This window comes from Streptomyces sp. NPDC127595 (genome assembly GCF_042671685.1).
Taxonomy (GTDB): domain Bacteria; phylum Actinomycetota; class Actinomycetes; order Streptomycetales; family Streptomycetaceae; genus Streptomyces.
Map to the genome: position 1 here is coordinate 900,543 of NZ_JBHXWK010000002.1, position 22,974 is coordinate 923,516.

Annotated in this window: 20 protein-coding genes; 15 read left to right on the plus strand and 5 right to left on the minus strand. The window is 69.5% G+C overall.

Annotated features, from left to right (window positions below; translation table 11 throughout):
- Positions 1–40: 40 nt before the first annotated feature.
- Positions 41–1,585: an SDR family oxidoreductase gene (locus ACFVKT_RS10555; RefSeq protein ID WP_385729701.1), complete on the minus strand. Its 1,545-nt coding sequence runs from the start codon at positions 1,583–1,585 to the stop codon at positions 41–43.
- A gap of 170 nt (positions 1,586–1,755) precedes the next feature.
- Here ACFVKT_RS10555 and ACFVKT_RS10560 point away from each other — a divergent pair, with 170 nt between their 5' ends.
- On the plus strand, positions 1,756–2,298 hold the full coding sequence (locus ACFVKT_RS10560) for an FABP family protein (RefSeq protein ID WP_385729703.1): 543 nt from the start codon (positions 1,756–1,758) through the stop codon (positions 2,296–2,298).
- A 32-nt stretch (positions 2,299–2,330) separates the two neighbouring features.
- Here the strand turns inward: ACFVKT_RS10560 and ACFVKT_RS10565 are convergent, their stop codons facing one another.
- Positions 2,331–3,119 (minus strand): SAM-dependent methyltransferase, encoded by a 789-nt coding sequence (locus tag ACFVKT_RS10565; RefSeq protein ID WP_385729705.1) that lies wholly within the window; start codon positions 3,117–3,119, stop codon positions 2,331–2,333.
- 222 nt (positions 3,120–3,341) lie between these two features.
- On the minus strand, positions 3,342–5,045 hold the full coding sequence (locus ACFVKT_RS10570) for a xylosidase (protein ID WP_385729707.1): 1,704 nt from the start codon (positions 5,043–5,045) through the stop codon (positions 3,342–3,344).
- Between the two features lie 400 nt (positions 5,046–5,445).
- Here ACFVKT_RS10570 and ACFVKT_RS10575 point away from each other — a divergent pair, with 400 nt between their 5' ends.
- Positions 5,446–6,672 (plus strand): glycoside hydrolase family 88 protein, encoded by a 1,227-nt coding sequence (locus tag ACFVKT_RS10575; RefSeq protein ID WP_385729708.1) that lies wholly within the window; start codon positions 5,446–5,448, stop codon positions 6,670–6,672.
- Between the two features lie 129 nt (positions 6,673–6,801).
- On the opposite strand, the gene ACFVKT_RS10580 is transcribed toward ACFVKT_RS10575, so the two are convergent.
- Both ACFVKT_RS10580 and ACFVKT_RS10585 read right to left on the minus strand, forming a co-directional pair.
- Positions 6,802–7,461 (minus strand): GNAT family N-acetyltransferase, encoded by a 660-nt coding sequence (locus tag ACFVKT_RS10580; RefSeq protein WP_385729709.1) that lies wholly within the window; start codon positions 7,459–7,461, stop codon positions 6,802–6,804.
- Between the two features lie 187 nt (positions 7,462–7,648).
- Positions 7,649–8,545, minus strand: coding sequence for a LysR family transcriptional regulator (locus tag ACFVKT_RS10585; protein ID WP_385729710.1), 897 nt, complete (start codon positions 8,543–8,545; stop codon positions 7,649–7,651).
- Between the two features lie 120 nt (positions 8,546–8,665).
- Here ACFVKT_RS10585 and ACFVKT_RS10590 point away from each other — a divergent pair, with 120 nt between their 5' ends.
- The 13 genes from ACFVKT_RS10590 (at position 8,666) to ACFVKT_RS10650 (ending at position 22,856) form a co-directional block, all read left to right on the plus strand.
- A complete protein-coding gene (locus tag ACFVKT_RS10590; RefSeq protein ID WP_385729712.1) occupies positions 8,666–9,508 on the plus strand; it encodes an LLM class F420-dependent oxidoreductase in 843 nt (280 codons plus the stop codon).
- A 696-nt stretch (positions 9,509–10,204) separates the two neighbouring features.
- Positions 10,205–11,236 carry a hypothetical protein gene (locus tag ACFVKT_RS10595; RefSeq protein WP_385729714.1) on the plus strand — a complete coding sequence of 344 codons (1,032 nt, stop codon included), beginning with the start codon at positions 10,205–10,207 and terminating at the stop codon, positions 11,234–11,236.
- A gap of 85 nt (positions 11,237–11,321) precedes the next feature.
- The gene (locus ACFVKT_RS10600; RefSeq protein WP_385729716.1) at positions 11,322–12,593 is read left to right on the plus strand and encodes an FAD-dependent monooxygenase; all 1,272 of its coding nucleotides are present in this window, start codon (positions 11,322–11,324) and stop codon (positions 12,591–12,593) included.
- 77 nt (positions 12,594–12,670) lie between these two features.
- Positions 12,671–14,068, plus strand: coding sequence for an MFS transporter (locus tag ACFVKT_RS10605; protein ID WP_385729718.1), 1,398 nt, complete (start codon positions 12,671–12,673; stop codon positions 14,066–14,068).
- A 42-nt stretch (positions 14,069–14,110) separates the two neighbouring features.
- Positions 14,111–14,959, plus strand: coding sequence for an FAD binding domain-containing protein (locus ACFVKT_RS10610; protein WP_385729720.1), 849 nt, complete (start codon positions 14,111–14,113; stop codon positions 14,957–14,959).
- Positions 14,956–17,310, plus strand: a complete 2,355-nt coding sequence (locus tag ACFVKT_RS10615; RefSeq protein ID WP_385729722.1) for a xanthine dehydrogenase family protein molybdopterin-binding subunit — start codon at positions 14,956–14,958, stop codon at positions 17,308–17,310. Before ACFVKT_RS10610 ends, ACFVKT_RS10615 begins: the two co-directional genes overlap by 4 nt.
- Positions 17,307–17,840, plus strand: coding sequence for a (2Fe-2S)-binding protein (locus tag ACFVKT_RS10620; protein WP_385729725.1), 534 nt, complete (start codon positions 17,307–17,309; stop codon positions 17,838–17,840). The genes ACFVKT_RS10615 and ACFVKT_RS10620 overlap by 4 nt, the downstream gene beginning before the upstream one ends.
- A 3-nt stretch (positions 17,841–17,843) precedes the next feature.
- Complete coding sequence (locus ACFVKT_RS10625) at positions 17,844–18,542, plus strand: SRPBCC family protein (protein WP_385729727.1); 699 nt, start codon at positions 17,844–17,846, stop codon at positions 18,540–18,542.
- Positions 18,539–19,201, plus strand: a complete 663-nt coding sequence (locus tag ACFVKT_RS10630) for an isochorismatase family protein (RefSeq protein WP_385729729.1) — start codon at positions 18,539–18,541, stop codon at positions 19,199–19,201. Before ACFVKT_RS10625 ends, ACFVKT_RS10630 begins: the two co-directional genes overlap by 4 nt.
- 140 nt (positions 19,202–19,341) lie before the next feature.
- Positions 19,342–20,196 carry an alpha/beta fold hydrolase gene (locus ACFVKT_RS10635; protein ID WP_385729958.1) on the plus strand — a complete coding sequence of 285 codons (855 nt, stop codon included), beginning with the start codon at positions 19,342–19,344 and terminating at the stop codon, positions 20,194–20,196.
- Between the two features lie 78 nt (positions 20,197–20,274).
- Entirely contained in the window at positions 20,275–20,757 is a 483-nt protein-coding gene (locus ACFVKT_RS10640; protein WP_385729731.1) for a MarR family winged helix-turn-helix transcriptional regulator, read from the plus strand.
- Between the two features lie 70 nt (positions 20,758–20,827).
- Positions 20,828–21,598 carry an aspartate/glutamate racemase family protein gene (locus tag ACFVKT_RS10645; protein WP_385729733.1) on the plus strand — a complete coding sequence of 257 codons (771 nt, stop codon included), beginning with the start codon at positions 20,828–20,830 and terminating at the stop codon, positions 21,596–21,598.
- Between the two features lie 4 nt (positions 21,599–21,602).
- Entirely contained in the window at positions 21,603–22,856 is a 1,254-nt protein-coding gene (locus ACFVKT_RS10650) for an XdhC family protein (protein ID WP_385729735.1), read from the plus strand.
- Positions 22,857–22,974 lie beyond the last annotated feature (118 nt).

The window sequence follows — 22,974 nt, forward strand, 5'->3', positions numbered from 1 at the left end:
GAACCGACCTGCGACACCGGCCTCGCCACAGCCGTCTCTGCTAGCTGCCGAAACGTGTTCCCAGGCGTCGTACCTGGTCCGCGGTCAGCGAGGAGTTGAGGTTCCGGATCGTTCGTCGCGCTCCCACCAGGTGCAGTGACGCCAGCGTCGACCTGTACCTGTCGGCGAAGTCCGGATTGCGAGCCAGTGCGCCGAACAGCGACTCGTTCTCGATGAACGCGAGCGGGTTCTCGTACTGCTGACGGGCGCGGGCGACCAGTTCGTCGCGCAGGGCGTCCTGTACGTCGATGGGAGCGCCGCTTTCGTCGACCCCTTCGGCATAGCGCGCCCAGCAGGCAACAACCGCCGCGGACCTCGCGAACTCGCCTCCGTCGGCGAGGTTGTTGTCGATGACCGGCAGCAGGAATTTCGGGATGCGGTCGGAGGTGAAGGCGCACAGGCGGGCGATGGTGTCACGGATGAAGGGGTTGGCGAAGCGCTCGACGAGACTGTGGATGTAGACGTCGAGATCGATGCCGGGGACTGGCTTGAGGGTGGGGACGGCTTCCTGGGTCATATAGCCGAGGAGGAACTCGGCGAGCTGAGCGTCGCGGGCCGCTTCGTGCACGTAGGTGTGACCGGCCAGGTGCCCGGCGTAGGCGATGGCCTGGTGGCCCGCGTTCAGGAGTCGCAACTTCATCAGCTCGTACGGTTCGACGTCGTCGGTGAGCTGAACGCCGACGGTCTCCCATGGTGGCCGGCCGGCCGGGAACGCATCCTCCAGCACCCATTGTGTGTAGGGCTCGCAGACCACCGGCCAGGCGTCGTCGATGCCGTAGTCCTCGGCGAGTTCCGCGATGTCACCGGGGGTGGTGATCGGGGTGATGCGGTCGACCATCGAGCTGGGGAAGGAGACCTCGGTGCGGACCCGCTCTCCCAGTTCGGCGTCGACGAGTGAGGCGAACGCCGAGAACGCCGTGCGGGCGATGTCTCCGTTGGACTGGATGTTGTCGCACGACATGATCGTGAACGGCGCGCGTCCCGCATCCCAGCGGCGGCGCAGCGCCTCGATGACGTAGCCGAACACCGTGCGCGGCGCTTCGCCCGGCTCACGACGGAGATCCCGGGCGACGTCAGGAGCGGTCGGGTCGAACCGGCCCGTGACGGGGTCCAGGTTGTAGCCGCTGTCGATGACGACGACCGACCCGGTCATGAACGACGAGGCGTCCGAGGCCAGGTAGACGACACTCGGTGCGATCTCCTCCGGAAGCGCGTCCCTCTTCATCGGCGCGTCCTCGATCCAGTGCTGCCGGAACTGTGGTTCATCGACCGCGGCCATCTCCGTCTTCACGTATCCAGGGGCCAGCGCGTTGACGCGGATGCCGTACTCGGCCCACTCGGCTGCCAGGGACTTGGTCAGCTGATGGACGGCCGCCTTCGACGTGTTGTACGAGGGCTGCCACTGCGGCCGGTTCACGATGATCGAACTGATCGATCCGATGTTGATGCTGCCGCCGCCCGGGTCCTTCATGTACGCGCCGGCCGCCCGGCACGTGCGCCACCGTGAGCGCAGATTGACATCGCACTGGGAGCGTTGCGGCGCCAAGTGGGTCATCGTCCGGCGCCGCAGCGATAGCGGGTCACGCGATATCCGTACGCCGCTCGCGGTTCGTCCCCGGAGCCCGTCCGCAAGGGTGGCCGCGCAGCACTGCGTGGACCGACACCCTAGGCTGCCACCCGACACCAGCCCCGGACCCGATCCCAGGAGCGCGCACCGTGTTCGACCCCGCACCGGCGTACCCGTACCCCGACAGCCACCGACCGGACGAGGCGCCCGCCCCGCACGCGCTGCTCTCGCCCGTGGTCGGGCTCCTTGGCACTTGGTACGGACGGGGGCACGGCGAGTACCCCACGATCGTCGAGGACTTCCGTTACGCGCAGGAGGTGACCTTCAGCCACGACGGCCGCCCCTTCCTCCGTTACGAGGCGCGCGCCTGGCTGCTGGACGCCGACGACGCACCGCTGCGCCCGTCGGCCCGGGAGAGCGGCTGGTGGCGGCTCCAGCCCGACGGCCGGGTGGAGGCACTGATCACCCAGCCCACCGGTATCGCGGAGATCGCGGTGGGCCGGGCGACCGACAGCACGGTCGACCTCGCCACCCACGAGGTGGCGCTCACTCCCACCGCGAAGGAGGTCAACGCGACCCGCCGCCGCTACGCGCTGACCGACGACGACACGCTCACCTTCGTCCACGATCTCGCCGCGGTCGGTGAGCCGTTGCAGCACCATCTCTCGGCACGGCTACGGCGCAGGGGCTAGCCGGCGACCGCTTCAGGGCCGGTGGCGGGCTGTCAGGGGATGCGGGCGACCGCGGCGTAGATACCGCTGCCCTCGGGCTCGGGCGCCGGCGTTGTCTTGAACCATTCCGGGGCCGTCGTCAGGCCCGGTTCGACCAGCTCCAGACCGTCGAAGAAGCGGTTGACCTCCGGACGGGTACGGAAGGCGAGCGCGATGCCGCCCTTGGCGTACTGGGCGGTGACCTGGGCCGCCAACTCCGGGTAGAGGTCCGATGCGGCGTGGGACAGCACGAGATAGCTGCCCGAGGGCAGGGTCGCGATCAGATTGCGGACGATGCCGTGCGCGTCCTGCTCGTCGGTGATGAAGTGCATGAGGGCGATCAGGGACAGTGCGATCGGCCGGTCGAAGTCCAGTACGGCACGGGCGCGTTCGAGAATCGCGTCCGGCTGCCGCACATCGGCCTGGATGTAGTCGGTGGCACCCTCGGCGCTGCTGATCAGCAGCGCTTCCGCATGCCGCAGCACGATCGGGTCGTTGTCCGTGTAGACGACCTTCGCGGCCGGCGCGATCTTCTGGACGATCTGGTGCAGATTCGGCTGCGTGGGGATGCCCGTGCCGATGTCGAGGAACTGGTCGATGCCCTGGCCGGCGAGCCAGGCGGCGGCCCGGTGCATGAACTGACGGTTCTGCCGGGCCGCGTCACGCGCTTCGGCCGGCAGCTTCTCACCCAGGGCCTCATCGACGGGGTAGTTGTCCTTGCCGCCCAGGAGCCAGTCGTAGACCCTCGCAGGATGCGCCTTGCTGGTGTCTATCTGCGGCGGGCGGGGGGTGTCGGTCGTCATGGCGGGCTCCGGCGTCAGCAGGGATCAACAACGATGTGATCACCGTAGTCTGGCACAGCATTTCGACCGACTGTAAAGGGACTTGGCGCGTGTCAGCCGGGTGCTCGCCGTGCCGGGCGGCCGCCGCCGCCCCCTACCGCTGCGGGTGATGATTCGGGGCAAATGCGGGTACCCTCCGCGGGCCGGCCGGTCCGGGGAAACCCGGACCGGCCGGCGGCGGCCTCACACGGTGTCGATGACGAACTGCTCCCAGTTGCCGATGCTCGTGCGGTTGGCGATCAGCGGGTCCGCCCCGGCGTCCTCCGCGGTGACGTACTTGGCGTTGATACGCGCGCGCAGGCTGACCGTGCCGCTGGAGTTGGTGATCAGCTGGAAGGTCTCGTACGAGCCGATCGCCGTGCGGTTGGCGATCAGAGGCTTGGCGCCTGCGTTCTCGGCGGTGACGAAGTTGTTGTTGGCCTGGGAGCGCAGCGCGATGTTGCCGTCACCGGCGTCGAGGACGTCGAACTTCTCCCAGGGGCCGACGGAGGTGCGGTTGGCGACCAGCGAATCGGATCCCGCGTCCTCGGCGGTCACGTAGGCGTCGTTGGCCTTGGCGCGCAGGGTGATCGTCTTGCCCACGTACGGGTTGACGGTGGGGGCCGAGTCCGTGGAGGAGACCACCGGCTTCGTGGGGCGGGTCTCGGTCAGCGCGATCGTGCCCTTGAGCATCTTCCCGCCGTCACCGGTGAGCCGCAGGTAGTAGTCGGAGGAGCAGGCGGTGCCGTCCTCGTCGAGAGCGAGCATGTCGGCGTCGGTGGGGACCGAGGACTGTGTCTCGGCGGTCTTGGCGATCTGGTTGCCCTCGTTGTACTCGTCGTACATCGAGATGTAGATGCCCTGCACCCCGGCGCGGACCATGTTGTAGAACTGCCGCCACATGAAGTCGCCATGCACCCGCTGCCGTTCCTGCAGGTCTCCGGGCAGTACGCAGGGCTGGTAGTCGATGCCGTGTGCGGAGCAGTCCGCGACATCGGGCACGGTGGCGTTGGTGTAGAAGTTGTCGGCGTCGGAGATGTTGCCGATCCGGCCGACCAGCCACGGGGAGAGCATGTTGAAGGCGTGGTAGACGTCGCTGAACCCGGCGCGGGAGTCGCTGGTACCGGTGCGCCACCAGGTCGGAACGCCCCCGATGACGTAACAGCCCTGATCCTTGAACCAGTTGACGACGTCCAGGCATGCTTCGGCCGAGAAGTTGTGCTTGGAGTCGTTGAAGCCAAAGCCCCAGATGCAGACGACCGGCTTGCCGTTCTGCGTCGCGTAGGCCGAGGAGGCGGTGTGCGCCTTCATCTTGTCGGTCCAGTCCGTCTTGATCTGGGACTGCATGTCCGTCCAGCCGGAGACGTCGTACATGATGTAGAACTTCCGGCCGTACGACTCGGCGGCGCTGCGCACCTTGGTCGTCATCTCGTCGCGGGTGGGGCCCTCGCTGCCGGTGGGGTTGAAGCGCTGGAGCGCTGCCGTGTCGATGTTGTTCTGCTGCATCCACAGGAAGTGCGTGTCCACCGTCTGCTGGTCGTAAGAGGAGAACAACACGGGAGACTCGCCGTTGCCCAGATTGGCGAAGGCCGTCTTGTACGTCGTGGTGTACTCCCGCGTGTCCGGCCAGGACTTGATGCCGACGTTCGACGGGGACGGCGACTGCTGGGCGTTGGGGCTCCAGTGCCACCAGCAGTTGATCGGCGCATCGTCGCTGGTACTGGCGAACCAGCCCTGGTAACCGACGCTGACCTTGCCGACGACATCGCCGTCGGCGCTGGCCGTGGTACCGGCCGTGGCCACCCGGGTGATCGCGAAAGCGCCGACCGCGGCAGCCGCGGTACCGCCGAGCGCCGTGGTGAGGACCTTGCGGCGGGACCAGAACTGCTTGCGGTGGGACTCAGACATGGGGCGGTACTCCGTGGGGAAAGTCGGGCGCCAGGCTCCGGCGGCTGCCGTCCGTTGCGTCAGCAGCGGATTCATCGGGGGTCGGGCCGCAGGGGTGCGTCGAGCCCGTGGCCCCGCACCGTGCGCCAGTCCCTTGGAACAGGCGATCGCGGCCGTCGAAAGGATTCAACTTCTGCGAGTGATCGCTGGTCAAGGCGGGTTGGGCGGTTGTGGGAAGCAGCTCAATCTGCCGAGTTTCTGTTATGTGCGGCAGGGGCCCGGTGCGACGTCGAATCCGCACTCGGACCCGGAGTCCATTCACATGGATGAACTTGTGTCAGATGGGTGTACGCCGGTTGGTTGCCGTGCAAAACTCCTTCAACTTCCCTACAACGTTGTCCAGTTGGAGAGGCAGGCGACTGTGAGTATTTCCCGGCGAACGGTGCTGGCTACGGCAGCCGGTGCTACGGCGGCGTACGCTTCCGCACCGCAGGTTGCACAGGCGACAGCCGGTCAGACACCGGCGTCAACCGTGCACACCTTGCGCGAGGCGGCCGACTACGCCGTGGACAAGATCCGCGCCGTGGCACCAGGAGTGAGCGCCTTTCCCGTCGGGACGAAGTTCGAGAAGTGGGCCTACTCCCAGAACGGTGACTGGGTAGGCGGATTCTGGCCGGGAACCCTGTGGATGGCGTGGCTCTACAGCGATGACGAGCAATTCCGCACCCTGGCGATCGACTCGGCGCGAAAGCTCGCTCCCCGTCGGTACGACACCACCACCCACGATCTCGGTTTCCTGTTCTATCCGTCGTGGGTGACCGCATGGCGTCTGACGGGCGACGACACCTGGCGGACCGGTGCCATGCAAGCGGCCGATTCGCTGATCCAGCGGTACAACCCACGCGGGCGCTTCATCCGGGCCTGGGGCTCACTGAACGATCCGAACAACGCGGGCCGGGTCATCATGGACACGATGATGAACCTCGACCTCCTGGCGTTCGCCACCGAGCAGACCGGCGACGGCAAGTACCTCGACATCGCCGTGGAGCACGCGAAGACCGCCCAGCAGGTGTTCCCTCGATCGGACGGATCGACCCCGCACGTCTTCGACTTCGACCCGGCCACCGGCGCGCCGCTCGGCCCGGGCACCGTGCAGGGCTACAGCCCCACCTCGTGCTGGTCGCGCGGGCAGGCGTGGGGACTGTACGGCTTCACCACCATCTACCGCCGCACCGGTAACCGCCAGTTCCTCACCACCGCACGCAAACTCGCCGACTTCGCCATAGGAGCGCTCACCCCGGACAACGTCCCCGTGTGGGACTACCGCGCGCCGCAGCACCCCCACGACATCAAGGACGCCTCGGCGGGCGCGATCATGGCGTGCGGTCTGCTCGACCTGGCCGCGGTGACGGGCAGGCAGGAGTACCGCACGGTCGCGCTGCGGATCCTCACCGCCCTGGCGAAGACCTGCCTGACGGACAAGTCCTCGCGCGCCGAGGCGGTCGTGGCCCGCTGCACCCGTAACCGGCCGGCCGAGGACGGGATCGAGATCTCCCTTCCCTACGCCGACTACTACCTGCTGGAAGGCATCCTGCGCGTGCTGCAGCCACAGGACGTCGACCGGGCGATCGATCTGTCGACGGTCTGACTGCGAACCGCCGAACCGCTTTACCGGCGGACAGTAAGCCCACGAAGGCGACACCCGACTCGTCTGCCGGCCGGCCTCGCGCGCTCCTTTGACCGAGCGCCCGCGGCGGGCCGGCAGGCGAGCGCGGTGTCAGCAGCAGCGGGAGGCCGGGCCGTCCTTGTGCTGGAGCCAGACGGCGTCCACCTCCCTGCCGTCGGGCAGGGTGTGGCGGGGCGGTCCCTCGCCCGAAACGAAGCCCGCGTGTCGGAGCGCCCGCAGGCAGGCGGTGTTCCGCGGCTCCGCGCCTGCTCGTACGGTGTCCATCCCGAAGTGGGAGTGGGCGAGCAGCGCACCGGCCCGGAACAGCTCCGAGCCGAGTCCCTGTCCCCGGGAACCGGGCGCGAGCCAGCCGCCGAGGTGGCCCTCGGTACGGTCCAGTCCAAGGGCTCCGGCATATCTGCCGTTGTCCAGACGTACGCAGACAAAGAAGACGGGCTCTCCGGGTGGGGGCTCGAACGGCTCGGTCAGCTCTCGGGGGATCTTGCGGCCCGCATCGGTGGCGGGACCCATGAGCAGGAGGGCCTGCCTGGTGTCGACCGAGGTTACGAGCCGCTCGGCATGGTTGCCGAGCCACCGCTGGGCCTCGGCATCCGAGGCGGCTGCAATCGCCGCTGCCGCCTCCAGCTGAGTCCGCGGCGAGAAGAGCAACAGCCGCTCCGTGGACACCCTGTGTCGGCCGTCGGGCGTGCACGAACCGGGGACGGGCATCCTGGCTGCCGCTCGTCTGCGGCGTACAAGAGGCCAGACCATGGCGAACCTCCGGCGGGAAGGAGTGGCACGAGAAGAAGTCGAACAGGCGCACGCAGTCGGCGTCGCCGGCCGGACGACGATAGCGGGTCCGCATGGCAGGGCGCCTTGGCCGGCTGCTGCGCGCCGATTGCGCGGTGCGCGGGGGCCTGACGTGTGGAGAGCCTGAACTCGCTGTACGGGCAAGTCGCTACGAGCCGGCTGCCGTGCAGAGGCAACACGCGTCGATGAAGACTCGTACGGCCTCGCGGGGGTCTCCTGTGCGCCAGATGACGGCGAGTTCGCTGGGGGAGAGACCGGTGACCGGCCGGCAGCTGACGTTCTCTCTCCGGTAGATCTCGGCGTTGCCCGCGGAGAGGAGGACTATCCCGAGTCCTGAGGCGACCGCTTCGAAAGACTCGTCGGCGGTTGCGGCCGTCGCGGCGATCCGCGCCGGTGTCCGGCGGTGGTCGTTGCCGAGCCAGAATTCGCGGAGCGCTCCGGCCGTTGTCGGAAGGGCGACGAAAGGCTCGTCGGCGAGATCCTCGAAGGAGACGATCGGGCGGTCGGCCAGAGGGTGATCGCTTGGGAGAGCGACCCAGCGGTCTTCCGTGGTGATCACTTTGTGGGAGAAATCGCCGCCCGCGGGGATCGGCAGCCAGGCGATGGCGACATCGACATCGCTGCCGGCAAGTCCCACTGTCGGGTCGGCCCAAGTGACCTGACGGAACTGGAGTCTCCAGCCGGGAAGCAGCTTCTCCATGGTCGCGGTGACGGCCGGGATCAGTCCGCGACCGATGCTCGTCTGGAAACCGACCGTAAGTGTCGTGTCCTGGGTGGCCACGGCGTCAACCACCGCCCGCTGTGCTCCCTGCCACTGCTCGATCATCTGCCGGGCGTGGGGCAGGAGGGCTCTGCCGGCGGCGGTGAGGGTGACCGTTCGCCGGTCACGCTCGAAGAGCGGGGTTCGTAAGGAGAGCTCCAGTTGGCGGATCTGTTTGCTCAGCGTCGGCTGTGAGACGAAGAGCCGATCACTTGCGGCTCGGGTGAAGTTGAGTTCCTCTGCGACTGCGACGAAGTAGCGCAGGTCCCGGACGTGGACATCCATAGCCAAAGGCTATAACAGCAGCTCTTGGACAGGCGGTTCGTGTGATCCCACGATTGAGCACGCGGTCGAAAGCGGGCGTCGCACGTGGGCGCCGCCCTGAGCGGATGGAGGTGGGCGCTGGTGGAACTGGGCGTCAATGGGCTGAACGCCAAGGCGACGTTGGGGCCGGTGGAGACGGCCCGGCTGGCTCGGCTGGCGGAGGAGTTGGGCTACCGGTCGTGGTGGGCGGGTGAGCACGTCGTGCTGCCCAGCCCGCGGGTACCGGACGCGCCCATGGAGCCGACGGATCCGATTCTCGACCCGCTGGTGCATCTTACCTACGTCGCAGCCGTGACCGAACGGCTGGAGCTCGGCACCGGGATCGTCATCCTGCCGCAGCGCAATCCGCTGGTGCTCGCCAAACAGGTCGCGAGCCTCGACGTGCTGAGCGGTGGCCGGCTGCTTTTGGGGGTGGGGGCCGGATACCTCGAACCGGAGATGAGCGCCGTCGGGGTGCCGTTCTCGGAGCGCGGCCGGCGCACCGACGAGTACTTGGACGCGATGAGGGCGTTGTGGACCCAGCCGGCACCGTCCTATCAGGGCCGCTACGTGGCCTTCGACGGCATCGACGCCCACCCGCGGCCTGTCAGGGACAGTGGACCGCGGATCGTGATCGGCGGTCACAGCCCGGCCGCTTTCCGGCGGGCGGTCGCCCGCGGCCATGGGTGGTTCGGCAATGGCGACAGCCCGGACGATCTCGCCGGACATCTCGCCGGACTGCGGAAAGCCGCCTCCGAGGTCGAGCGCCCGGAGTGGCTGGGCCGACTGGAGATCAACTTCATGCAGCTCTCCCCGGTGAACGCCGACACCGCCCGGCGCTACGCCGACCTCGGCGTCGACCGGCTCGTGGTCTACCCACTTCCGCTGGAGAGCCAGGCGGAGGTCGCCGCGTTCCTCGAACGTCACGCCGACCTGCCGCACTGACACCGTTCGACAATTTGTGGCGGGCCCGCTCGGTGGATACGAACTCGGCGGCAGGGCGTCCGACGGTCTTAGACCGGCCGACGCCCTGCCGCTGCGGGTGAGTGAAACCAGGAGCCTCGCTTGCACGGCGCCTTTGCTGCCGGAGGCGGCCGGCGGAGATGAGCGGCTGCGGCGGTCTCCGCCCGCAGCCGCTCGATCGCGTTCTGCCGGGCCGCGAATCAAGAGTTCGCGAGCGTCTTGAGCGCGGTGAGCCCCGGCCCGGCCCGCGTCCTCCTTGGTGGCACTCTCCCCGAGTCCGCCGCCCCGGGCCTTGAACGGCCCGTTCGCCACTGATGCGTGCCCCACGGCACATTTCCCCCACGACGGAACATGCCCCCGAAGGGCGATGAACGCGCCGAAGCCCAGGTCAGCCCCGTGTGCGCCCGGCTCACGCGCCCCTCCGTGGCACCGCACGTCCGTGTTAACTCGGATCGCAGCCCCTTGCCAAGCAGGATCGTACGTGTTCGGATTATCTCTGTCGGGCGGTCCCCCACCGTCCTGAATCCGTTGCTCGACGCCTGTACGGCGGGGTGGGTCCGCCCTGCCTCCACTCCCTCATCCCTCCCGGTATCGACGCGTCCCGAGCGTGGCCGCGGTGTGCCCGCGTTGATGCGGAGGCCGTGTCCGGTACCCACGAGCGAGTCCTTGGAGGAACCCGTGTTCGATCTTTCGTCTGTCGATCTGCTCGATGCGTTCATCCGTGAGTTGCGGCTGTGCAAGGTGCGCAGCGGCGAGCATGTCGTCGTGCTCTCCGAGCCCGGCAGCCGCGGTGACTACGTGGAGGCCGCGTTCGGCGCGGCCAAGGCATGCGGAGCGCATGTCATCGCCGCGACCGTGCCCGGCGGCAGCCCCGCTCCGATGCCGAGCACCCATACCGGTGCTGGTCCGGGCCTGGTGTCCGTCCTGAACGACACCGCCGCGCAGGATCTGCTGAAGTCCGCGGACCTGGTCGTCGACCTGACCCGCGAGGGTTTCATCCACGCGCCGGTCCAGCAGGAGATCCTGCGCGCGGGCACCCGCATCATCTTCGTCTGTGACGCCCCCGACGTGCTCATCCGTAATCTCCCCAAGGAAGGCGACAAAGCCGAGGTCCAAGAGGGTGTCGACCTGCTGAAGCGGTCCTCCGTCATGCGGGTCACCTCCGACGCCGGTACCGACCTCACGGTTCAACTCGCGGGCGCCAAGCCGGAGTTCCAGTGCGGTTTCGCCGACGATCCGGGCCGCTGGGACCACTGGCCGAGCACGATGGTGCTGTGCTGGCCGGAGATCTCCGACGGACAGATCGTGCTGGCGGAAGGCGACATCCTGTTGCCCTTCAAGGAGTACGTCCGTGACCGCGTCACGCTGGAGATCGTCGGCGGGCACATCGAGAAGGTGTCGGGCGGCGCCGAGGCCGCGCTGCTGTCGACGTTCTTCGAGGACGCGCAGGACCAGTGGGCGCGCAGCCTCTCCCACATGGGCTGGGGTCTGATGCGCACCGCTGACTGGTTCGCCACGGCGATGTATGGCAAGGACGACCTGATGGGCATGGACGCACGCGCCTTCGCGGGCAACTTCCTGTGGTCGACCGGACCCCATCCGGTGCTGGGCCGCGAGTCGTACGCCCACCTCGACATCGCCATGCGCGGATGCACCGTCTCGGTCGACGGCACCGAGGTCGTCACCGGCGGGAAGCTCACCGACCGCTGAGGTCGCCTAGCGCGCGGCTCACCGGCCGCCGAGCTCACCGCGTCCCGCACGAACCACCCGTACACGCCCATGCGTTGGAGGAAGAGTGGCGTCCAGCCAGTCGTACGAAGTCACCGTCGTCGGGGGAGGTCTCGGCGGGCTGACCGCCGCCCTGGCGCTGCGGCAGCGCGGCCTGCGCGTCACCGTCCTGGAGCAGGCCTCGCAGCTCGGCGAGGTCGGCGCGGGCATCCAGACCGCACCGAACGCCAGCCGGATCCTGATGGGCCTCGGGCTGCGCCGGCAGATGGAGGCCATCCACACGGAGCCGCTCGACCAGGTGCGGCGCCGCTGGAAGGACGGCAGCATCGTCGCTCTGACCTCACTGGGGCAGCGCTGCAAGGACGAGTTCAACGCCCCCTACTGGCACTACCACCGGGCCGACCTGCACCGCATCCTGCTGGACGCGTGCCTCGACCCCGCGGGTCCTGGGCCCGTCGTGGAGGTGCACACCGCGAGCAAGGTCGTCGAGCTGGACCGCACGGACCCGGACCGCCCCGTCGCGGTCACCGAGGACGGACGCCGCTATGCCTGTGACGCCCTCATCGGCGCCGACGGGGTCCGCTCCCAGGTACGCGATCTGATGGGCGCGCCCGACACCCTCCTTTTCTCCGGCGAGATGGCGTACCGGGCGCTGATCCCCGGCGACCTGATCGCCGCCGACCCGGCGACGCGCTGGCTCGTGGACCGCTACCAGAGCACCATCTGGTACGGCCCCGACCGGCACCTCGTGCATTACATGATCCGCGGCGGCGAGTACCTCAACGTCGTGGCGTGCGTGCCGTGCACGGACGAGGTGCGCGACAAATGGGCCGTCCCCGCGACGGCACAGGACCTCGTCGACGCCTTCCCCGGCTGGGACGACCGCGTGCCGGCGATGCTGTCCAAGGCGAAGGAGGACGTCTCCGTCTTCGCCCTCTACCACCGGCGGCGCGACCCGGTGTGGATGGACGGCCGCGTCGCCCTCCTCGGCGACGCCTGCCACGCGATGCTGCCCTACCAGGCACAGGGCGCCTCGCAGGCCATGGAGGACGCCGCCGTCCTCGCCGAGGAACTCGGCGCGGTCACGGCAGGCGGAATCGAAGGGGCACTGCGCCGCTACGTCGACCGGCGCGCCAAGCATGCCGGGATGGTCCAGGACGCCTCGCTGGAGAACAAGACCTTCTACCACTTCCCCGACGGCCCCGAACAACAGGCCAGGGACGAGAGCCTCCGGCGCGGATTCGACGGCGAATCCGACCTCTCCTACGACTGGCTGTGGAGCGGCACTCCGCTCAACGACCCCGATCTCGGCGCGTTCTCCTACCCCTTCGCGCGCTGAATCCACCCGCCTCACCCCCGGTTCCCGGCACCCGCAACCGCCGTACTCCGTCCCCGTCGCGACACCGTGGAGCGCACGTGAAGACAGGCGATCAGATAGTTCAGGACCTCCCCTGGAAATGGCCGGTCCAGGGAAAGATCTTCGTCATCGGTGGCCTCGGCTACCTCTTCGACGCATACGACATCGCGCTGAACGGCTTCCTCATGCCGCTGCTCGGCGCGCACTTCGACCTCTCGCTCGGCGGGCGCGGTCTCGTCGCCACCGCCAACCTCGTCGGCATGGCCGTGGGCGCCGTCGCCTGGGGTTCGGTCGCGGACCGGATCGGACGGAAGAAGGCCTTCAGCGTCACTCTGCTGATCTTCGCCCTGTTCTCGGTGCTCGGCGCGCTCGCACCGACGTACCCCGTCTTCCTCGCACTGCGCTTCCTCGCCGGTGTGGGCCTCGGCGGCTGCATCCCCGTCGACTACGCGCTGGTCGGCGAGTTCTCCCCGCGCAAGTATCGGGGCCGGGTGCTGACCGCGCTCGACCTGTGGTGGCCGATCGGGGTGACCCTGTGCGGGCTCGTGTCGACGGCGATGCTCTCCCTCGACGACAACTGGCGGTGGATGCTCGCGACGATGGTGCTGCCCGCGCTCCTGCTGTTCTGGGTGCGCCGCGGAATCCCCGAGTCACCGATCTATCTGACGAACAAGGGCCGGGAGGCCGAGGCCCGGCAGGTCATCGACGACCTCGTCGCCCGCACCGGCGCGTCGGCCGAGCCGTACATCATCCCCGAACCCGTCGCCGAGAGCGGTCCGCGCGGAGTGGCCGCCGCGGCCGAACAGCTGCGCCGGATCTGGAAGTTCAGCCCGCGCATCACCTCGGCGGCCTGGCTGCTGTTCGCCACGATCATGCTCGTCTACTACGCGGCGCTGAGCTGGATGCCGTCCATCCTCAAGGAGGAGGGCCTCGGGGACACGGCCGCCTTCATGAGCACCACCGTGATGAGCGGTGTCGGCATCGTCGGCGTCGTGGTCTCCACCGCGCTCGTCGACGTCGTCGGCCGCAAGTGGCTCATCGGAGTCTCGGCGCCGGTCGGGGCGCTGGCTCTGGTGGTGTTCGCGCTGGTGATGAAGATGCCCACGGGGTCGGTCGTCGCGATCGCCGTGTTCGGCTTCCTGATGCAGCTCACCATCCCCGCCCTGTACGCGTACGTCTCCGAGCTGTACCCCACGCCGCTGCGGGCCAGCGGCTTCGGCTGGGCCTCCTCGGTCAGCCGGGCCCTCACCGGCTTCGCACCGCTGCTGTTCGGCTCGGTGATGTGGCCCGTCCTCGGGCTCCCGGTGACGTTCGCGGTGCTGGCGCTCGCCGTACTGGTGGCCGTCACGTGGATGGCGGTCGCCGCCCCCGAGACGAAGGGCCGGGCGCTGGACGGCGACGACGAGCAACTCCCGGCGCCCGCGCCACGGTTGGTGGCCGAACAGGCGGCTATCTGACGACGGCCCGGCCCACCGCACACGACGTACGACAGGAGGACCATGAAGCCCGCCCCCTTCCGGTATCACCGGGCGCCCGACATCGACGGAGCCGTTCGGCTGCTGACCGAGCTCGGCGACGACGCAAAGATCATCGCCGGCGGACAGAGCCTCGTCGCGATGATGAACTTCCGGCTGGCCCGACCGCGGCATCTCGTCGACATCGGCGGGATGCGGGAACTCGACCGGTTGCACCGGGATGCCGACGGCGGTCTGCGTATCGGGGCGCTCACCACCCACCACACGGTGGAGACCGACCCGGCGGGGATGCTGGGGGCGGGCTTCGAGGTCCTGCGGGACGCCATGAGCTGGATCGGGCATCTGCCGATCCGCACGCGCGGCACGGTCGGCGGCAGCATCGCGCACGCCGACGCCACCGCCGAATGGTGCCTGCTCGCGGTGGTCCTCGACGCCGAGCTGGTGGCGCGCGGCCCGCGCGGCGAGCGCCGGATCCCGGCCGGGGACTTCTTCCTCGGCTACTACACGACCGCTCTCGACCCGGACGAACTCCTCGTCGAGATCGTCTTCCCGCGACCCGCCCCGCACGCGGCCCTCACTGAATTCGCCGAGCGGCGCGGTGACTTCGCGATCGTGGCGGCCGCCGTGGACCTCGACGTCGACGAAGGAACCGTGCGCGGCGGCCGGGTGGCGCTCGGCGGAGTGGCGGCCGCGGTGGTACGGGTGCCCGAGGCGGAGGCCGTGCTGGCCGGCGGCGGCTCCTTCGACGACTGCGCGTCGGCGGCCGCGGCGGCTGTCGAGCCCCCAGCCGACGCGACCGCCAGTACGCACTACCGCAAAGAACTCGTCCGGACACTGGTCCGGCGCGCCTGTGAGGAGGCGATGGCCCGATGAGCCGGAAGAAGCTGGTGGGTACGTCGGTCGCGCGCCGTGAGGATCCACGGCTGCTGTCCGGACGCGGCCGGTTCGTCGACGACATCGCACTGCCCGGCATGCTGCACGCCCAGTTCGTACGCAGCACGGTCGCCCACGGTGAGATCACCTCCGTCGACCTGTCGGCGGTACGCCAAATCCCGGGCGTCGTCGCCGCGTTCACGGCGGACGACCTGGAGCTGGGCGACATCACCGCCCAACTCGGGCGCCCCCTCTCGGAGTTCGTCCCCACCGCCATGCCCGTCCTCGCCCGCGACAAGGTCCGCTACGTCGGGGAGCCCCTGGCCATCGTCGTGGCCCGGGACGCCTACGCCGCTGAGGACGGACTGGAGGCGGCCCGCGTCACCTACACCACGCTGCCGCCGGTCACCTCCGAAGAGACGGCGCTCGCGCCCGGCGCCCCGCTCGTCCACGCCGAAGCCGCCCGCAACACGCTCGTCGACGTCTCTCTCTTCGCGACGGACGGCATCGACGAGATCTTCGCGTCCGCGGCCTGCGTCGTCCACGTCGAGACCAGGACCGGCCGGCAGAACGCGCTGCCGCTGGAGACCCGTGGCGCCGTGGCGCACTGGGACGACCGCGAGGAACAGCTCGTCCTGCACACCTGCACCCAGATCCCGCACCAGGTGAGGACGGTGGCCGCTCGCAGCCTGCGTCTCGACGAGCGTGCGGTGCGGGTCGTCGTACCCGACATGGGCGGCGGCTTCGGCCAGAAGTGCGTCGTCGGGCGCGAGGAGATCGCGGCCGCAGCGGCCGCACTTCGCCTGCGCCGCCCGGTGAAGTGGATCGAGGACCGCAAGGACGCCCTGTCCGCGTCGTTCCTCGCCCGCGAGCAGCACTACCAGGTGCGCGCCGCTTTCGACACGGACGGCAGGATCCTCGGCCTCGACGCGGACGTGATCTGTGACATGGGCGCCTACTCCTGCTACCCGTTCACGGCCGGCATCGAGCCGCTGATGGCATCCGCCGAGATGCCAGGCGTCTACAAAGTGCCCGCCTACCGGGTGCGCGGCCGGGCCATCACCACCAACAAGGCGCCCACCGGGCCCTACCGGGGTGTGAGCCGCCCGCAGTACGTGATGGTGGTCGAGCGGCTCTTCGAACGCGCCGCGCGTGAACTCGGCCTGGACGCGGTCGAGATCCGCCGCCGCAACGTCATCACCGACTTCCCGTACACGGGCGTCAACAACATCACCTACGACCCCGGTTCCTACCTGGAGTCGCTCAACCTCTGCGAGCAACTCGTCAAGGACGAGGGCTGGTACGGGAAACAGGACGCGGCAACGGCCGAGGGACGGCACATCGGCATCGGCTACTCGTGCTTCAGCGAGCGCACCGGGTACGGCTCCGCGGCCTTCGCGCAGCGCAAGATGCAGGTGGTGCCCGGATTCGACATCTCCGAGGTACGGATGGACACCAGCGGCGCGGTGACCGTCACCACCGGCACGATGAGCCACGGACAGAGCCACGAGACGACGATGGCGCAGATCGTCGCCGACGAACTCGGCCTCGACATCGCCAAGGTGAGACTCCATCAGGGCGACACCGACCGCATCACCTACGGCTTCGGCACCTTCGCCAGCCGCTCCATCACCATCGGCGGCAGCGCCGTACGCCTCGCAGCCAAGAAGCTCGGCGAGAAGCTGCGCGCCATCGCGGCGGCCCGCTGGGACATCGACCCCGAGGACGTGGAGCTGAAAGACGGTGAAGCCCGCCGCCGGGACGACGCCCCCGACGTCCTCACCTACGAGGAGCTCGCCGACATCGCCTACCTCCGGGCGCACCTCCTGCCCAAGGACATCGAACCGGGTCTGACGGCCGCCGCCACCTTCGACGTCTTCAACGACGGGACATTCTCCAACGCCACCCACGGCGTCGTCGTCGAACTGCATGAAGGCACCGGGCAGGTGGAGATCCTGCGGTACGTGTGCGTGGAGGACTGCGGCGTCGCCATCAACCCCCAGGTCGTCGAGGGCCAGTGCCGGGGCGGCATCGCGCAGGGCATCGCGGGCGCGCTGTTCGAGCAGGTGACCTATGACGACCTGGGTGAACCGTCGGCGACCAGCTTCATGGACTACAAGGTGCCCACCGCCCACGAGATCCCCGACGTACTGATCCACCACCTCGAGACGCCCTCCGCGTTCACCGAGACCGGTGCGAAGGGCGCGGGGGAGGGCGGCACCATCGGGGCCCCCGCCGCCGTCCTCAACGCCGTCAACGACGCCCTGCGCGCCACCGGCGTCGAACTCGACAACACACCCATCACCCCGGAGACCGTGCATCGCGCCCTGCACCTGGAGGCCACCTCATGACCGAGGAAACAGCCCTGAGCGAGCGGGAGTTGCAGCTCCTCGTTCTCGACGTCAACGGCGAGCAGCACGAGGTGATCACCGAACCACGTCGCACCCTCGTCGACGTGCTCCGGCACGAGCTGCGGCTCACCGGTACACATGTCGGCTGCGAGCACGGCATCTGCGGTGCCTGCACCGTGCTGGTCGACGACCGGCCCGTACGCGCCTGTCTGATGTTCGCGGCGCAGGCCGAGGGCGCTCGGATCCGTACGGTCGAGTCGCTTTCGGACGGAGACGAACTCAGCGATCTGCAAAGGGCGTTCAGCGAACACCACGGACTGCAGTGCGGGTTCTGCACGCCCGGCTTCCTGATGCTCGCCGAGGGGTTCCTCGCCGAGCGGCCGGAGGCGACCAAGGACGAGATCCGGGAGGTCGTCGCCGCCAACCTGTGCCGGTGCACCGGCTACCAGACCATCGTCGAGGCGATCGACGGGTGCGCGACGGCCCGACGCGGGGCCTGCGCGAACCTCTGTGACAGCAAGGAGAAATGACGTATGCGGCTGACCAACGCGGTTGCGGTCAAGGCCTCGCCGGACGAGGTCTTCGCCCTGATGAACGACGTCGAACGGGTCGCCTCCTGCATGCCCGGCGCCGCGCTCGACGGGCAGGACGGCGACGTCTGGCAGGGCAGGGTGAAGATCAAGGTCGGGCCGATCAGCGCCGCGTACGCGGGCACGGTCCGGTTCCTGGAGGTCGACGCCGAGCGCCGGCGACTACGGGTCCACGCCCGCGGCGCCGACACCCACGGCAGCGGAGACGCGGAGGCCGAGGTCGCGCTGGATGTGGTGGCGGCGCCCGAGGGTGCGCTGCTCCAGCTCTCCACGGACCTGGTGATCCGCGGCAAGATCGCCCAGTTCGGCAAGGGCGCGATAGCCGCCGTATCGGACCGGATCCTGCAGCAGTTCGCCCAGAATCTGGGAAGCCTGCTGGACGCGGACCGAGCCGGGGGAGCGGCTGCCGGCCCGCAGGCGGGTGCCAACTCCCCGCGGGTGGGCGCCACCTCTGCCCCCGCCTCGCAGCCCGCCCTCGCGCAGGACTCCGAACTCGACGGTCTCGCGCTGTTGGTCGGTCCCGCGGCGGCCAAGTACGGCCTGGTCGCAGGGGCGTTCGCATTCGGCCTCTTCGAGGGCTGGCTGCTGGGCCGGCTCAGCGCCCAGGCGCGGGAACTGCGGTCCCTGCGGAGGTCGTCATGAGCACCGCGCGCTATGGGCAGGAGACGGAACACACCTACGCGCGTGCCGGATTCGGCGCTCCCGTGCGTCGTGGCAGCCGGCCGGCGATCGTCGTGGTCGACCTCACGCGCGGTTTTACCGAGGAAGGCTTCCCGTCGGGTGCGGACCTGACCGAAGTGGTCGGCGCCACAGGCGAGTTGATCGAGGCGGCACGTCCGGCGGGGGTACCGGTCGTGTTCACCGCGATCGCCTACACGCCGGCCGAGGCGGCGGGTGACGCCGTCGTCTGGCTGCACAAGGCGCAGGGCATGCGCGCCCTGGTCGAAGGCAGCGAGGAGGTCACGGTCGATCCCCGGCTTCCCCGCGAGCCCGAGGACCACCTGATCGTGAAGAAGGGAGCCTCCGCCTTCTTCGGCACCTCGTTGGCTGCCCTGCTGACCGGCCTCGGCCGCGACACGGTGCTGGTCTGCGGGGCGACGACGAGTGGCTGCGTGCGGGCGACTGCCGTGGACGCAGTGCAGTCCGGGTTCTCGGTGCTGGTCCCGCGTGAGTGCGTCGGCGACCGGGCGCCTGGCCCCCACGAGGCGAACCTCTTCGACATCCAGGCCAAGTACGGCGATGTGATCGCCCTCAAGGACGCCGTCGCCTATCTCGACGGCCTCCCGAGGAATACCTCGTGACCCCACCGCCGGAGCACTCCGTGACCCCGCTGCCCGAGCACTCCGTGCCCTCTCCGCCGGAGCACCCCGTGCCCTCTCCGCCGGAGGACCCCGTGACCCCGCTGCCCAAGGACCCCGTGACCAAACCGCCGGAGAGCCCCATGACTCCCGCCCCACCCGCCCGTTGCCTGTCGCAGTCCGCGCTAGCCGATCTGGCCGATGTGCCCGCCACGAGTCGCTGGGTGCGGTCGGGCGGCACACGCCTGCACGTCCTGGACTACGGCGGCCCGGGCGTCCCGCTCGTCATGCTGCCCGGCATCACCAGCCCGGCGATCACGATGGACTTCGTGGCGCGTGAACTGACCGAACTGGTAAGGCCGTTGGTCATGGACGTACGGGGACGAGGGCTGTCCGACGCGGGAGGTTCGTACAGTCTCGAGGAGTACGCCGAGGACACCGAAGCCGTCGTCACCGGGCTCGGACTCGATGAGCCCTTGCTCTTCGGACACTCGATGGGCGCGCGCATCGCGGCCGTCACCGCCGTCCGGGGCAAGGTCGCCGTGCGCGGCACGGTGCTGGGTGACCCACCGATGAGCGGACCGGGGCGCGGACCCTACCCCACCACGCTGGACGCCTTCCTGGGTCAGCTCGCGCAGGCGGTGCGTGGCACGGACGCCGACGAGGTCGCAAAGGCGTGGCCGCGCTGGCCGCGCCCGGAACAGGCACTTCGGGCGCGCTGGCTGGCGAGCTGTGCGCAGGCCGCCATCGTGGCCACCCACCGCGGGTTCGAGACCGAGGACTTCTTCCAGTGGTGGCCCTCGGTGCCCGGACCCACGGCGCTGCTGTATGGCGCGGACAGTCCCGTCGTCACCGCCGAAGGTGCGCAGGAGGCGGCCCGGCTGCACCCCTCGGCCGTGTTCCGCGAGATCCCGGACGCCGGCCACATGCTGTTCTGGGACAACCCTCCTGCCGCACTCGCCGCGCTTCGGGAGGTACTGCGTCCGATGCTGACCTGACAGTCGCCCGCGGCCACCGTTTCCGGACCGTCCCGATCCGGGTGCCGAACCGATCAAAGGCCGTGCTTAAGTGGCTCCATGGCTGACGAAACCGCTACCTCGACCTCCACCCCGCCCCGGCCTCCCGTCGCGCTGACGGCCGCGCCCGGCTACCAGGTCCGGCGCCTCTACCAGGCGTACCTGGCGATCTGGATCCGCGCGGTGGACCCGACGCTCACGGGCCCGCAGTTCGCGGTGCTGCAGACCGTGGAGTCGGCGCCGGGCCACGATCAGCGGTCGCTGGCATCGGCGGTTGCCCTGGACACGTCGACGATGGCGGACGTCGCCCGGCGGCTGGAGAACCGGGGCCTGATCGTCCGCAAGACGGCCGCCGCCGACGGCCGTCGCAAGCTGCTCTATCTGACCGAGGAGGGTGAGCAGACCCTCCGCGGCGCGAACACCCGGGCGCGCCAGCTCGACCAGCGGCTCCTGGAGCCGTTCGGAGCCGAGCGGCGCGAAGAAATCATGCACCTGCTCACCTCCCTCGCCGACCACTGGGAGGGACTGACCGAGAACTCGTAACCCGCTCGCTGCGGGCACGCCGCGGGTTCTGGGTCGCCACCGTACGGACACCAGACATCCGGAGGATGCCATGACCGACCACCACATCGGCCTGATCGTGCCCAGCTCGAACCTGACCATGGAGACGGAACTCCCGCGCATGCTGCGGGACCGGGAATCCGTACTCCCCGAGGACCGGTTCGTCTTCCACAGCAGCCGGATGCGCATGCAGCACGTCACCCCCGAGCAACTGCGCGCCATGAACGCGCAGACCGGGCGCGCGGCCCTGGAACTCGCCGATGCCCGCCCCGACGTGGTGGCCACGGCCTGCCTGGTGGCGATCATGGCGCAGGGCCCGGGGTTCCACTGCACCGCGGAGGACGAGATCACCGCCGTACTCCGCGACCAGGGCGCCCAGGCGCCCGTGGTGTCCAGCGCCGGGGCCCTGCTCGACGGCATCAAGACCCTCGGGGCGCGGCGGGTCGCGATCATCACTCCGTACATGAAGCCGTTGACCCGCGTCGTCGCGGACTACATCGAGGACGCGGGCACCGAGGTGGTGGACGCGCTGAGCCTGGAGGTCCCGGACAACCTGGCTGTGGCTCGCCTCGACCCCGCCGACCTGCGCGAGCACTGGCGGCGCCTGGACCTCTCCCGGGCCGACGCGCTCGTCCTGTCCGCATGTGTGCAGATGCCGTCGCTTGCCTCGATCCAGCCGGTGGAGGACGCGGCGGGCCTGCCGGTGCTCTCCGCGGCCACCGCCACGGCGTACCGCATCCTCGCCGAACTGGGCCTGCCCACTTTTGTGCCCGGCGCCGGCGGTCTGCTCAGCGGCCGCGTCCCCAGCTCCGCCACGGCCTGACCCCATGAGGGACATCCTGGAGACCCTCGACGGCTGGTGCGCGACAGGCATCCGGTTTGCTGTCGCAAGCGTCGTCGCCACCTGGTCCTCCTCCCCGAGGCAGCCGGGCGCGGCGATGGCCGTGTCCGAGAGCGGGGAGGTGGCGGGGAGTGTGTCGGGCGGCTGCGTGGAGGCCGCGGTCTACGAACTGGCGCGCCACGCCCTGGAGACCGGGGAGGCCCTCACGCAGACGTTCGGCGTCGCCGACGACGACGCGTTCGCGGTGGGCCTGACGTGCGGGGGCACGCTGGAGATCTTCGTACGTCCCGTCGCGGAGGGCCAGTTCGCCCAGTGGTCGGCCCTGGCCGCGGCGGTTCGGGAGGGCCGTGAGGCGGCGACCGCGACGGTGCTGTCCGGTGCCTCGGCGGGAGCATGGCTGCTCGTGCAGGACGACGGCAAGGTCACCGGCTCGCTGGGAGAGGGAGGCCTGGATGAACAGGCCCTCGCGCGGATGGGTCGGCTCAGCCCGTCAGGCCTGATGGGGGAGTCGTGCCCGGGCGGTGGATGGGCCGCGTCGGCCGATGATTCGAGCGCGCGCCGGCCTGCTGCGTACAGCCGAGCGATGACCGCGGACGGTGCCGACATCCGGGAGTCTTCAGCAACGGGCTTTCTGGGCAACGGAGTTACGGGAGAGACGCTGCCGGACGGAACCCGTCTCCTCCTCGAATCCTTTACGGCGCCCCCGCGTCTGCTGATCTTCGGTGCGATCGACTACGCCGGGGCCCTGGCACGTCTCGGCACCTTTCTGGGGTATCGGGTCACGGTGTGCGATGCGCGGCCGGTCTTTGCCACGGCTGCCCGCTTTCCGGATGCACACGAGGTGGTGGCCGACTGGCCGCACCGGTGGCTGAGCGGGACGAGGGTCGATGAGCGCACCGTCATCTGCGTCCTCACCCACGATCCGAAGTTCGACATCCCCCTGCTGGAGGTCGCGCTGCGCACGGACGCCGCCTACATCGGAGCCATGGGGAGCAGGCGCACCCACGAGGACCGGCTGTGTCGCCTCCGTGAGGCGGGAGTCGACGAGAGGGCGCTCGCGCGGCTGCGCTCACCGATAGGGCTCGACCTGGGCGGGCGCACCCCGGAGGAAACCGCTGTGTCCATCGCGGCGGAGATCATCGCGCTGCGCGAGGGCGGCACAGGGCGGAGCCTGACCGAGACCCTCGCTCCGATTCACGCGCTCCGGGCCTCAGCTTCCTTGATTGCTCAGCGGCTGTGAGGCGTCCTGGCGCTGTGCGCGGTGACGGGGAGAGAGCGTCCGTGACCGTGAGGAGATGCGGTCGGACAACCCTTGACGGAGAGGCCCCAGCGGGAGATAGTCAGCATCCGGACTAATT

What these genes read in the sequence shown, in the direction of transcription:
- ACFVKT_RS10610 (WP_385729720.1), top strand. Translation starts at nt 14,111, where the DNA reads ATGAAGCCCGCCCCCTTCCGGTATCACCGGGCGCCCGACATCGACGGA.
- ACFVKT_RS10645 (WP_385729733.1), top strand. Translation starts at nt 20,828, where the DNA reads ATGACCGACCACCACATCGGCCTGATCGTGCCCAGCTCGAACCTGACC.
- ACFVKT_RS10570 (WP_385729707.1), bottom strand. Translation starts at nt 5,045, where the DNA reads ATGTCTGAGTCCCACCGCAAGCAGTTCTGGTCCCGCCGCAAGGTCCTC.
- ACFVKT_RS10585 (WP_385729710.1), bottom strand. Translation starts at nt 8,545, where the DNA reads ATGGATGTCCACGTCCGGGACCTGCGCTACTTCGTCGCAGTCGCAGAG.
- ACFVKT_RS10620 (WP_385729725.1), top strand. Translation starts at nt 17,307, where the DNA reads ATGACCGAGGAAACAGCCCTGAGCGAGCGGGAGTTGCAGCTCCTCGTT.
- ACFVKT_RS10630 (WP_385729729.1), top strand. Translation starts at nt 18,539, where the DNA reads ATGAGCACCGCGCGCTATGGGCAGGAGACGGAACACACCTACGCGCGT.
- ACFVKT_RS10650 (WP_385729735.1), top strand. Translation starts at nt 21,603, where the DNA reads ATGAGGGACATCCTGGAGACCCTCGACGGCTGGTGCGCGACAGGCATC.
- ACFVKT_RS10635 (WP_385729958.1), top strand. Translation starts at nt 19,342, where the DNA reads ATGACTCCCGCCCCACCCGCCCGTTGCCTGTCGCAGTCCGCGCTAGCC.
- ACFVKT_RS10615 (WP_385729722.1), top strand. Translation starts at nt 14,956, where the DNA reads ATGAGCCGGAAGAAGCTGGTGGGTACGTCGGTCGCGCGCCGTGAGGAT.
- ACFVKT_RS10625 (WP_385729727.1), top strand. Translation starts at nt 17,844, where the DNA reads ATGCGGCTGACCAACGCGGTTGCGGTCAAGGCCTCGCCGGACGAGGTC.
- ACFVKT_RS10580 (WP_385729709.1), bottom strand. Translation starts at nt 7,461, where the DNA reads ATGGTCTGGCCTCTTGTACGCCGCAGACGAGCGGCAGCCAGGATGCCC.
- ACFVKT_RS10640 (WP_385729731.1), top strand. Translation starts at nt 20,275, where the DNA reads ATGGCTGACGAAACCGCTACCTCGACCTCCACCCCGCCCCGGCCTCCC.
- ACFVKT_RS10565 (WP_385729705.1), bottom strand. Translation starts at nt 3,119, where the DNA reads ATGACGACCGACACCCCCCGCCCGCCGCAGATAGACACCAGCAAGGCG.